This is a genomic window from Aeribacillus sp. FSL K6-3256 (assembly GCF_037965805.1).
Lineage (GTDB): Bacteria > Bacillota > Bacilli > Bacillales > Aeribacillaceae > Aeribacillus > Aeribacillus composti.
The window spans coordinates 1,870,715-1,883,199 of sequence record NZ_CP150188.1 but is presented as its reverse complement, the minus strand read 5'-3'; the positions used below and the strand labels follow the sequence as shown (position 1 = coordinate 1,883,199).

Annotated in this window: 9 protein-coding genes; 4 read left to right on the top strand and 5 right to left on the bottom strand. The window is 40.0% G+C overall.

What is annotated here, in order from left to right; translation table 11 throughout:
- Positions 1–3: 3 nt before the first annotated feature.
- Positions 4–1,191 carry a CaiB/BaiF CoA-transferase family protein gene (locus NSQ84_RS08980; protein ID WP_339212769.1) on the bottom strand — a complete coding sequence of 396 codons (1,188 nt, stop codon included), beginning with the start codon at positions 1,189–1,191 and terminating at the stop codon, positions 4–6.
- A gap of 277 nt (positions 1,192–1,468) precedes the next feature.
- Complete coding sequence (locus NSQ84_RS08975) at positions 1,469–3,463, bottom strand: FAD-dependent oxidoreductase (RefSeq protein ID WP_339212706.1); 1,995 nt, start codon at positions 3,461–3,463, stop codon at positions 1,469–1,471.
- Positions 3,464–3,736: 273 nt separating this feature from the next.
- On the opposite strand from NSQ84_RS08975, the gene NSQ84_RS08970 reads away from it, so the two are divergent.
- The 3 genes from NSQ84_RS08970 (at position 3,737) to NSQ84_RS08960 (ending at position 7,006) form a co-directional block, all read left to right on the top strand.
- On the top strand, positions 3,737–5,176 hold the full coding sequence (locus tag NSQ84_RS08970; protein ID WP_165381936.1) for a sigma 54-interacting transcriptional regulator: 1,440 nt from the start codon (positions 3,737–3,739) through the stop codon (positions 5,174–5,176).
- A gap of 79 nt (positions 5,177–5,255) precedes the next feature.
- Positions 5,256–5,381 carry a hypothetical protein gene (locus NSQ84_RS08965; RefSeq protein ID WP_277986822.1) on the top strand — a complete coding sequence of 42 codons (126 nt, stop codon included), beginning with the start codon at positions 5,256–5,258 and terminating at the stop codon, positions 5,379–5,381.
- A gap of 14 nt (positions 5,382–5,395) precedes the next feature.
- On the top strand, positions 5,396–7,006 hold the full coding sequence (locus tag NSQ84_RS08960; RefSeq protein WP_130157702.1) for a sodium:solute symporter family protein: 1,611 nt from the start codon (positions 5,396–5,398) through the stop codon (positions 7,004–7,006).
- A gap of 580 nt (positions 7,007–7,586) precedes the next feature.
- Here NSQ84_RS08960 and NSQ84_RS08955 read toward each other — a convergent pair.
- From NSQ84_RS08955 to NSQ84_RS08945, 3 genes are all read right to left on the bottom strand, one after another.
- On the bottom strand, positions 7,587–7,973 hold the full coding sequence (locus NSQ84_RS08955; protein WP_130157704.1) for a hypothetical protein: 387 nt from the start codon (positions 7,971–7,973) through the stop codon (positions 7,587–7,589).
- 572 nt (positions 7,974–8,545) lie between these two features.
- Complete coding sequence (locus NSQ84_RS08950; RefSeq protein WP_327874057.1) at positions 8,546–9,688, bottom strand: aminotransferase class V-fold PLP-dependent enzyme; 1,143 nt, start codon at positions 9,686–9,688, stop codon at positions 8,546–8,548.
- A 170-nt stretch (positions 9,689–9,858) separates the two neighbouring features.
- Entirely contained in the window at positions 9,859–10,485 is a 627-nt protein-coding gene (locus NSQ84_RS08945; RefSeq protein ID WP_327874058.1) for a LysE/ArgO family amino acid transporter, read from the bottom strand.
- Between the two features lie 138 nt (positions 10,486–10,623).
- Between NSQ84_RS08945 and NSQ84_RS08940 the strand changes: the two genes are divergently transcribed.
- Positions 10,624–12,075 carry a PLP-dependent aminotransferase family protein gene (locus NSQ84_RS08940; protein WP_066250742.1) on the top strand — a complete coding sequence of 484 codons (1,452 nt, stop codon included), beginning with the start codon at positions 10,624–10,626 and terminating at the stop codon, positions 12,073–12,075.
- The last annotated feature ends 410 nt before the right edge of the window (positions 12,076–12,485 follow it).

Genomic DNA, 12,485 nt, shown 5'->3' with positions numbered 1-12,485 from the left:
CGATTAAATAATGTTATTCTCTTTAAAATAGGTAATCTCCTCAAATGAAAATCCAGCTTCCTGCAGGATTTCCCATGTATGCTCCCCGGCCATCGGCGGATGACGTTCTATCTTTGTATTCGTTCTTGATAGTTTAACAGGCGAACCAACGAGTTTTACCATTCCTGCTTCCGGGTGTTCGACTTGGACAACCATATCACGGGCCAAAACTTGTGGATGTTCAAATACTTGATCTATAGTATGGATGGGACCGCATGGAATATTTTTTTCTGAAAACAGTTTTATCCACTCATTGACCGTTTTGAGCTGGAGCTGGTATTCTAAAATCCTCGTCAGCTCCAGCTTATTTTCCATTCTTGCCACATTCGTACAGAAGCGAGCATCCATTGCCATTTCGCTCAGCCCCATTACTTCACATAGTGTGGCAAACTGCCGGTTATTCCCGACTGCGATAATTATGTCCCCATCTAACGCTTTGAATTTCGAATAAGGGACTATATTCGGATGGTCATTCCCGAGTCTACGCGGTACCTTCCCGGAAATTAGATAATTGCTGGCGACATTGGCAAGCGAGCTGACCGCTGTATCCATCAGTGATAGATCAATTTTTTGCCCCTTGCCCGATCTTCCCCTTTCCAACAAAGCCGCTTCAATGGAAATGACCGAATATAATCCTGTTAAAATATCCACCATGGCAACACCGATTTTCATTGGACCGCTCTCTTCACTTCCGGTTATACTCATCAGGCCGCTCATCCCTTGAATAATAAAGTCATAACCCGGCAGATACCGGTACGGGCCCGTTTCCCCGAATCCCGTGATGGAACAATAGACGAGCCGTGAATTTATTTTTTGTAAGGAGTCGTAGTCGAGCTGCCATTTTTCTATCGATCCAGTTTTAAAATTATGAATGAGCACGTCCGCTTCTTTTGCCAGAATTCGAATGATTTCCCTGCCCTCTTCCGATTTCAGATTCACGGTAATGCTTCGCTTATTGCGATTTGCACATAAATAGTAAGCACTGACACCGTTTTGAAACGGCGGTCCCCAGAACCTCGTTTCGTCGCTGCCGCCCGGGGCTTCTACCTTAATGACATCTGCTCCGAGGTCTGCCAAAATCATCGTACAATATGGGCCGGCAAGCACCCTAGTCAAATCTAATACCTTTACACCCTCTAGTGCGCCTCCGATGTTCACCGCCTCCTATTGAAAAAGGTTTCTTAAAAACAAAAAAGCCAGCCCAAACACACTTTAGTGATATGGACTGGCTTTACGAACCATTTGAACCAGCCGGCTAAGGCTGGAAATGGAATCTTATCAGTCAACTGTTAAATTAAAAAGAGATATCTTCATTACCTTCACCTGTAAAAGGAAGATAGGATGAAGTTTACACTTATTTTAAAAGAATTTTCTGAATATTTCAAGAGGATTTTACCAAAAATATATAAACATTTCGCGCCTGTTTTGCTTATCGTTCATTACCTGTTATTTTTTGCTTAACCCCTAGATGCAATGGTGTCATGAAACCTTCGTATGTTGCCTCTTCTAATGTTCTTGGTGCCAAACAGTCTCCAATTTGCCATACCTGTGGTGCCAAATGCTTGATTTGTTCGTATAATTCACTATTTGGTACACGACCAAGTGAAAGAACGATCGTGTCCCAATTTTCTATCATTTCTTTTTCATAAGAAAATAGATTTCTGATGACAACCTGATCATCATTAATTTCTTCTAAATCATAATGCGGTTTCATTTTAACATTCAACTGATACAATTTTTTTAAATATTCATTCCTTAAATATTGATGAACTTCTTCGCCAATATGGAGCCTAGCAGAAATCAACAAAACGATATGGCCTTTTCCGGCTAAATCAATTGACGCTTCAATCGCCGGCCAATCCCCCGCAAAATCAAATACCAAAACTCTTTTTCCGATGTCTTTCCCCCGCTTATTAAACAGTTCATCAACCGTCATCACTCTAGAATTGTTTATTCCGGGAATGTTTGGGATAAACGGTCTCGAACCGTTAGCACAGATGATGGCATCAGGTGAAATTGGTATAATATCGGCGGGCTGAACATCAAAACCTAGCTCAAGCTTTACATGACTATTGGACAATTTTCGTGTGTAATTATCGAGCATGGATTCAGCGAGCTCCTGTCTCATGGGCGCCTGTCTTAATGTATGCAATAATCCTCCCACCTTATCTGTTTTATCAGCTAAAATGACATCATGCCCTAGTTCATCTAATGTGACGGCCGCTTGCATCCCTGCTGGTCCCGCTCCGATTACAAGTACTTTCTTTTTCTCTCTTGCAGTTTTCTTTAATGCTGTAACCTGCACTTCCTTCCCTGCAGATGGATTTTGCACACAACCAATTGTTAATCCTTTGTGATAATGACCGATGCAGGCCTGAAGGCAGCCAATACAGGCATCAATCAGCTGTAAATTCCCAGAATACGCCTTATTAGGCATTTCGGGATCGACAATCAATGCACGGGTCATGCCCACTACATCCGCTTTTCCGGTTGCCACGATCTGTTCGGCCTCCGCTGGGTCAACAATCCGGGAGCCCACAAATACAGGCACAGCCCCGGCCATACGGATTTTAAAGGATTGGGGAGTAAGGTATCCATGTTTTATTGGTGAAGGCGGGACGATATGTGTCGAGCCGGCAAAGGTGCTGGAATCCCCAGCAGTGACATCGATAAAATCTACCCTTACCCGCTCTACTAAATATTCAACTATTTTCACGGCGTCTTTAATAGTGGTGCCATCCATGGTCATTTCATCCGAACTCATACGAATTCCGACCGTAAAGTCTTCTCCCACTTTCTGCCATATCTGTTCGATTACTTCTACAATAAATCGCATTCGATTTTCAAACGAGCCCCCGTAATCATCGGTACGGAAATTCGTTTGTTCCGACCAAAATTGAGCGGGAAGATAACCATGCGAGCAGCAGATTTCTACCCCGTCAAGACCTCCTTCTTTCGCTAATTTTGCGGAAACGGCAAATCCTTCAATCACCTCTTTGATTTCCTCAATGCTCATCGCCTTTGGCATCGTGCTGAAACGCAGGCTGGGAACAGCGGACGGAGCCCAAGCGGCATTCCGGTAATCGCTCGAAACAACCTCCCTGCCTCCGTGAAATAATTGCGAGAACACTTTTGTTCCGTATTGATGCACCTCATTTGCCAGTTCCAAATAGGCAGGGACTACATTTTCATCATACCCGGCAATGGTATTTGTCGTCAGCTTCCCAGATGGATGAACAGCTGCAGCCTCGAGGATGATTAAGCCTGCACCGCCCTTTGCCCGTTCAACATGATAAGCCGTCATATCCGGGGTTGGAATCCCATCAATGACATGATTTGTTTGATGGGCTGTACTTAAAATCCTATTTTTTAATTTCGTACGACCAATGATGGTTGGACTGAATAAATGTTTAAATTGTGTCATGATCACTCTCTCCCAAGAAATATTTTTATAAATTTTACCAGCAAGAATCATGCCAACTATATTTCATATAAATTTCAATTTTTTGAAATTATTTAGAAAAAACAATTATATAATTTCTCGTAAGATTGAACCTTTTTTACATCACCCGTTGCAAAAAGGGTTCAAATCTCTAATATTACTTGCAAACAGTTTAAAATTCTGCTTCCAGGCTATTCAAACGGATTTTATTGATGCAAAATGTGTTCAATTTTTACAAAAAGGAGTGAAAATATGATGGGTGTTGACAAATACAAGCAACAGATTCATGATCTATTACATGTGAACGCCTCTCTTCAAGAACAATTAGATATTTCCCTAAAAAAAATTAAAGAGCTTACCCAAATCCTGAATTCCAGTTATGATGAAATTTTTGTTACCGACGCAAATGGCAATGTGTTATTTGTAAGTGAATCATGCAAATATTTTACAGGTCTTCCTCCTGAGGCTTTTATCAATAAAAACATCCGTGAATTGGTACAAAAAGGTATTATTAAGGAATCGGTCACATTAAAAACGATGAAAACGCAAACGGTTCAATCCATTGAGCAGTATTACCCAAACGGAAAAACCGTTCTGGCTACGGCCAAACCTGTTTTTGATGAAGAAGGAAAATTATACCGGATTGTCTGTAATACTCGAGATATTTCCGAACTGGTTGAAATGAAAAGAAAACTTTCAGAAATCCATTCCCTTCAACAAGAAAATAAAATCATCCTTACAGCAGGCAAGCAAAAATTCATTACACAATCCCCAAATATGATCTCCACGCTGCAAACGGCTCAAAAGGTTGCGCCCATGGATTCCTCGATTTTTATTCATGGTGAATCCGGTGTAGGCAAAGGTGTATTAGCGAGAATTATTCACGAACACAGTCCGAGGAAGAATAAACCTTTTGTTCAAGTGAATTGCGGAGCCATTCCGGTAACTTTATTAGAGGCGGAATTATTTGGATATGAGGCAGGAGCATTTACGGGCGCAAATAAACATGGAAAGCTCGGACTGGTTGAATTGGCGGACGGTGGGACATTGTTTTTAGATGAAATTGGTGAAATGCCGCTGGAGCTGCAGGTCAAAATTTTGCATTTAGTTCAAGAAAAATCCTTCAAAAAAGTCGGAGGTACGTCCGAAAAACAAGTCGATATCCGAATTATTTCGGCTACGAATAAGAACCTTCTGCAGATGATCGAAGAGAAAACATTTCGCCAGGATTTATATTATCGTCTGCATGTTGTGCCGTTAAGAATTCCGCCTTTAAGAGAACGCAAACAGGATATTTTAGTTTTGACAGATTATTTTCTTGAAAAATTTAATAGGAAGTATTCGCAACGCATCAATATTGATGAAAATGCTAAATTATTCATCCAACTGCAGGAATGGCGCGGAAATGTCAGAGAGCTCGAAAATTTCATTGAACATCTTGTGGTTACTGCTCACAAGCCCCTGCTAAGCATTGAAGATTTACCAATTGCCATGGACAATCGGATTCAAAACGACTTTTCATTTAAGGAAATACCATTGAAAAAAGCCGTTGAAGAAACAGAGAAGCATGTCCTTTTATACGCATTATCGAAATATAAAACGACTAGAAAAATGGCAAAAGCCCTTGGGGTGAATCAAACGACCATTATGAGAAAGCTTCGTAAGTATAAACTGAAGTTATATGGGACTAGTTAACATTAAAATTAACAGAATTTTAGAAATGGCACACAATTTGCATGGTATTTAATTGAACAAATGCAAAGGAGTGAATGAAATGGGGGAGTTTCTCTTTACTTTAGGCTATGGAGGCTCACTGATTATTCTTGGACTTATTACACATGCATTTATCCGTAACATGGATCACAGCACGGTTCCAAAACGTTCGGAAAATACGGATTAAAAGGCGGGGATATCATGATTTATACAATCGGTATTGCGGCATCCTTTATTCTGTACGTCCTTATCGGTTTGGTTCTTTCAAGGAAAGTAAAAAGCTCTGAGGAATACTATGTTTCAGGCAGAAAAGGTTCCACGCTTATGGTAACAGGAACACTTGTCGCTTCATTTTTAAGCACAGTGTCCTTTATGGGTGAAGCAGGATTTTCTTATGAAGGTTACCCTATTCTTTTATTAATTCTCGTTATTTTTAATGCAACAGGTTATGTGGTTGGTGTCTTCTTTTTCGGGCGATACTTAAGAAGAAGTAAGGCTTTAACTGTTCCTGAATATTTTGGTAACCGCTTTCAATCAAACAAAGTAAGGATGGCCGCTGCCATTACGACGATCCTAGGAATTTCTGCTTATTTAGTGGCGGTTACACAAGGCGGAGCAGTGCTGCTGTCGGAAATTTCGGGCGTCTCCTACTTCGTTGCCTTATTAATTATGTGGCTTGTATATGCATCCTTCACGGTTCTGTCCGGAGCAAAGGGTGTAATGGTGAATGATACAATCATGTTTTTCTTGTTTTCCATCGCGACATATATTTCATTCCCCTTTATTATAGGCAAGTCAGGAGGAGTTCCGGATGCTATTATTAAAGCAGCGACCAATCCGGAACGGCCAGATTTATTAAGCTGGCACGGAATCACCGGTCCTAATGCTTATATGGGCGAACCGTGGGAGGCTTTGATTTGGGCTGTTATTTTAGGATTAGTTTGGTCTGCCGTTATTGCAATCAGCCCGTGGCAAAGCAGCCGCTACTTAATGGCTAAAAATGAACATGTTGCTATTCGTTCCGGTGTCTGGGCGACGATTTCCATTATTACGATTTATCTATTCCTTCATATTAGTATTTCAACGATTACAACCGTTAATCCGGATATTAAACCTGCGGAAAAAGTATTTATTTGGTCAGCCATGAACATGGTCCCTACATGGTTGGGAGTTATTATCATAAGCGGGATTATGGCTGCAGCCCTTTCCTCGTGTGCAAGTTTCCTGCAGCTAATCGGCTCAAGTGTTACGAGAGATATTATGGAGCAATCCAGAAACAAAACGTATTCGGACAAACAATTGCTAAGAGCAAGCCGCATTTCGATGATTGTCGTTAGTTTTGTCATTCTTTTGATTGGTCTTTGGCAGCCGCCTTCTATCATGTGGATTGGTTATTTTGCAGCAACACTATTCGCCGCTTCTTGGGGTCCAGTTGCTTTTGCCAGTGTTTATTCAAAAAAGGTAACAAAAACCGGAGCTTTATGGAGTATTATTATGGGCTTTTTAGGTGTTGTATTTGGAGAAAGCTTGAAAAAGGTTGGAGTCGGACTTCCAGTTTATTTTAATCCCGTGATTATCGGTATTATCCTAAGCTCACTCGCCTTATATATAGGCTCTAAATTCGGAGAAATCACTGCCGAAGAAAGGGACTTTCAAGAAAACATTTTACAACGTCCGATTGAAGAAAACGAAAAAGAGGAAATGGCTATCACTCGCAGATATCCAATGTACTTGGCCGTTAGTGGTATTCTCATTATCGTGATAACTTTCATATTCTATTATTGGCCGCTGATACTGGCCATGAAGGGTTGATAATCGTTTAAACAATAAGCTAACATCAACGTAAAGCTGGGCTAGCTTTTTATTATCTTCAATTGTTGTGAGAGGAAAAATGTAAAAGTCATCTTCTAGAAAGCGTTCCGCCCGCTCCCTACCGCTTTAACGCGTTTAAACAGATGTGGACTGACCCATTTTTAACACACCTTTTAATCGACTTGGTGCGGAAAAACGATGGACCAATCAAAAGCAATGAAGTGTTGACGCTTAGACCATCTAGCTGTGACAGAATTATTTTCGTTTTGTTATTGAATCAAGAATAATTCTGTCACTTTTTATATACACAAGGGCTGCCCCCTCAACGTCTTTCACTCCATCATTGCGGCATACATTTGCTACCTTGTTACAATAAGAAAATGTTAATCTATGTACCGTATAAGAACTACTCGGTCATGAAAGTTTAACTATGGCTTAAGTGAAACTCGCTAAGGGGCTCATCCCTCTCTTTTTTGCATATAAATAAACGAATAGAAAGGCCTAAATCCAAACGGGAGAAACAATTATCTCGACAACAAGATACATAAGAGGATCTTTCCATTATCGATCGTGTTTTCATTTACCTATTCCTCATTTTTCCCAACATCCATGTAATTGCATCAGACTCGTTAGTAAACATTTCTCCAGAACAACCAAACATCTTTGATATTATCATTCCAGCTAAGGGTTTATATAATTTCAGCAATCTATCAGAATTTGTAGCCATTGCTACACCGACGCAATATTGCTTTAGGAGAGGTTTATTTTTCTTCAACCAACCATTAAACCATTTGGTTGCTTCAGGATTTTTCTGATGATCTCCGTTTCTTATAATAATGATTCCGAATGTCTGTTGCTGCTTTAATTTTTCTTCAAGAATCTTAACCAATTCTCGCATATGGTCCACTGTAACAGAAGTACCTACTTCGTATTTAATTAATTTATCAGACATCTGTTCGATTTTCATTGATTCTCAACCTTTCTTTTTAGTTTTCCATTTCGATCTTAATGTCCAAAAAGCAGCCGTGAGAAACGATAAAACCCAGATGCATGAGACACCTTCAACTATATGTATCATTCCTATACACCGCTTGCGCGTCTCTTCCTTGTTTTCACTGCTATGAGAGAATGAACAATCCTGCAAGCAAAATGCACAAGATATATCAAAATAAATTACTTACGGTATGCCTAACTTACGTATAACTGAATCTATCCTATGGAGACTGTTACAAGTGATTGATAATAATTATCATTCACAAGTCAATTTTTGTACTACCTGTTGAGGAAGTTTTTTTCCCTGTAAAAGGAGAAAATAAGAAAAACCCTTTCATTTTTAATAATAAACTGAAGCTCCATCAGATCGTTGAATGGAGCCGAAAAAAACTGTTAAGACATTAGTTATGAAACTAGCTGAATTTTGCACTACAGAGTTAAAAATAGACTATTCACACAAATCTTTTGTCCGCTTTAAACCACTCATATATTGTTATTGGAACCATGAAAAAGTTTCGAGTCTTTCAGTACCTAGACCTGTGCTGCTTATTTATTCGCTGTTAAAACAGTTGTTAGCTCGTCAATTGCTTGCCGAATATCATCCTGCGTATTGTAAAAATGAGGAGCGATTCGGATGACGTCGTTTCTAGCAGAAACAATGATATTTCTCTCTTTCAAGATCGATTCTATTTGCCCAGCATTTTTTACATAAAAAGCAGTTATGCCGCCTCTTTTGTGAGCCGATAAAGGAGTAACAGTGTGTAATCCTTTTTCTTGTCCATAATCTAATGCGAATTGAGCTAATAGGTTTAAATAAGAAGATATATTCTCCACTCCTATTTCAAGAAGTAAACGAATAGCGGCAGCTGCTGCATAAGCGCTTATAAAAGAAGGCGTTCCAGTCTCAAAACGACGTGTTCCAGCTGCTGGTATAATTTGATGAACATTGAATTTCGAATGATCCTCCTGACCAAACCATCCTGTGACGCGCGGCTTCCATTTCTCTGCCAATTCAGCTTTTATGTATAGGAAGGATATTCCCGGAATACCTAACAAGTATTTCCTTGTTCCTGCTGCCAATATGTCGATATCCATTTTCTTTACATCAATAGGCACCTGTCCAGCAGATTGATATGCATCAACAAAAAGAAGTGAACCTTTACGATGAACAATGTCTGCAATCGCTTTGAGATCTTGTTTAAAACCGTTGTAATAACAGACATGGGAAATGGATGTGACAAGTGTGTCAGACGTTACATAACGTTCATAATATTCTAAAGGAATGACTCCTTGTTGAGAAGGAATAAATCTGACCTTTGCTCCAAATTTCTCCTGAGCGAGCCATACATGACCGGCGGTTGGAAAGTCCATATCTGTCGTCACAATGATATTTTTCCCTTTTTCAAAAGAAAGTGAAGAGGCGATAGCAGAAAAAATGTCAGAGACCGAGCATAATACAGCAATTTCATTAGGTTCAGCACCGATTAATTTTGCAAAACGGTATTTTGCCTGTTCAACTACTTTTATTGCTTGATTCCAATTAACCCCCGTCGTTAGCAAACTATTCATATACGCTTCAATCGATTCGGACACAGTTTTTGAAATGGCTCCTTGCGAACAGCTCGCCAGATGGATTTTCGATGCTAAAACAGGAAATAAAGAACGATAATGAGCATACGGGTGTTTCAATCCTATCTCCTCCCTTCAACTCCGCAAAAAAATTTTCTCCTAGTTATTGGTCTCCCGATTATTATAGTAATCAGCAACTGGTTTTTTTCTTTTAGTTTATTATCCTGTTTCATAGACTTACAAGAGTTTACTATTTGGAGTAATGAAACCTCTACTGTAAACTCCTGTTTTTATTTTGCCAGTGTGAATCCAATATAAATCGCTGCTCCCCACATGACGAGCGCGGAAATTTTGTTGAAAGCACTCATCAAACGTCCAGATTGATCTAGATCCCCTATTCTCCACCCTGCCAAAGCCAGCCCCGCAAACCAGATCCAGGAAACTAGAATACAGGCAAGTGCAAAAGCTGCTTTTTCCCCTTCATTGTATTGAAGTGAACTCGTTCCGATCACGCCAATCGTATCCATGATCGCATGTGGATTGAGCAGCGAGACCGATGCTGAAAACACAACTTGTTTGAATGGTGTAAAAGTTTCCTTAGCTGTTTTTCCGTTATTCTCTTTAACAGCAGAAGGGGTACTTTTCCAAGTGCTCCACCCCATGTATAACAAAAATAAAATCCCTAAGCACAGCATAATCGTTTTGATCAAAAAAGAACCCAAGACCATAATAGATACTCCGAAAACAGCAAGGATGATTAAAAGTGTATCACATAGTGATGCAGTTAAAACGGCTGGGAGCGCATGAATAAAGTGTTTCTGAAGAGCTCCTTGATGAAAAATAAAAACGTTTTGGACGCCAAGAGGAAGAATAAGTCCAAATGCAAGAATAAGTCCGTGAATAAAGGCTTCCGCCATTCCAATCCCTCCTATTGTATAGCATATGAATACAATTTTACTCGGAAATCGATTATTGTCTCCAACCAATTGGATGGATTCAATACCAACCAAGTTGTATAATCGACTCATATGATTGTAAAGGGAGAGTATTTTTTCGTGAATGAATTAGATTGGAAGCCAGACAAATCGACTCCAGTTCCCCTTTATATCCAGATCAAAGAATATATTAAAGAAAAGATTGAAACAGGAGAATGGACTTTAGGGACAAAAATCCCTCCTCAACGCACATTGGCCAAAGCATTCGGAGTGAACCGCAGTACGATCGTGGCGGCTATGGAAGAATTGATTGCTGATGGATTGCTGGAAGGAAAAAGAGGAGGCGGTACCAAGATTATTAACAATTCGTGGTCTTTGATGACCTCTACCCCTCTCCCAGACTGGAATTCCTATGTGCAAGCGGGGAGTTATTATCCTAATTTGCCTACGATACAGGAAATCAATAAAGCAGAGTTTGATTCAAATATCATCCGTTTAGGAACAGGAGAGCTTTCTCCAGATTTATTTCCACGTGAGATGATGAAACAAGTATTTGAAAAGCTGACGGGGCACATTGATTCACTTGGCTACGAGGAACCGAAAGGGCTGCTTTTTCTCAGGGAACAGCTCAGTAGATATTTGAAAACCATCGGGATTGAAGCTTCCCCTTCTTCCATTTTGATTGTGTCAGGAGCTCTGCAGGCATTGCAATTGATATCAATAGGTCTATTGCGGCGAGGTGCTACGATCTTTCTGGAAAAACCATCGTACCTGTATTCCCTGCATGTATTTCAATCTGCCGAAATGCGATTATTTGGACTTCCTTTAGATGAGCATGGAATTCAAGCTAATAAGATTTCGGAACAAAAAAAGCGGCAAAATGCTTCATTGCTTTATACAATTCCGTCCTTTCATAATCCAACAGGAATTTTGATGTCCGAAGAAAGACGGAGAAAACTGATCGATGTATGCGAAAAGGAGCGGCTGCCGATTATTGAGGATGACGTATACCGAGAACTCTGGCTCGATTCACCGCCTCCCCCACCATTGAAAGCCATCGATAAAAATGGGCTTGTTTTATATCTTGGGAGCATGTCGAAAACATTGAGTCCCGGTCTGAGAATCGGCTGGATAGTCGGACCGAAGCCTGTTATTGAGCGATTGGCGGATATTAAAATGCAAACCGATTACGGATCCAGTTCCTTGTCTCAATGGGCAGTTGCGGAATGGCTAGCAAGCGGGCTCTATCATCAACATTTGGAAGAGGTCAGAAAAGAATTGAAGGTTCGAAGAGAGATCATGATTGATTTATTACAGAGGTATTTTTCCGATATTGCGACCTGGACTGTTCCTAGAGGTGGTTTTTATATATGGCTGCGCATATTGCCTTCAATCTCCATACGGGAACTTTTTGAAAAATCATTAGAGCATGGAATTCTATTAAATCCAGGAAATGTCTATGATAAGCATGCAGCCCAGTACCTTCGCCTTTCTTATTCCTACGCTTCTTTAGCTGACCTGGAGAAAGGAATGTTCCGTCTTTCGAAAGTCATCCGACAACTAATCACCTAACTCTTTAACGTGCGTTCCATAGCGGTAGTTGAATCCATCGCATACATCAACATCTCGTATAAAACAGCCAATATCGAAACTTGAATAGGTCCCACATTCAGGCGATTGTGAATCGACGCTCGCATCGGAAGCTTTCTCGATTTTATTCTTTCAAGCCCCACTTAAACTACACATAACCAAAATAAAATAATGTTAGAAATCGGGCGGTGTTTCAAAAATGTAATAATTGAAGCCTCAAATCGTACTATAAATCCCTTAAAACTTTTACCTAAATTAAATATCTATTTTTCTCCCTAAAATCTGCCCCATTGCAGCAAATCTATTAATCTTAATTTTGATATTGTCTTGCAACAGCCAATGCTATATGACTTTTTCGTTAATTAATTAATTCTTCTCCAAAAAACACGAAG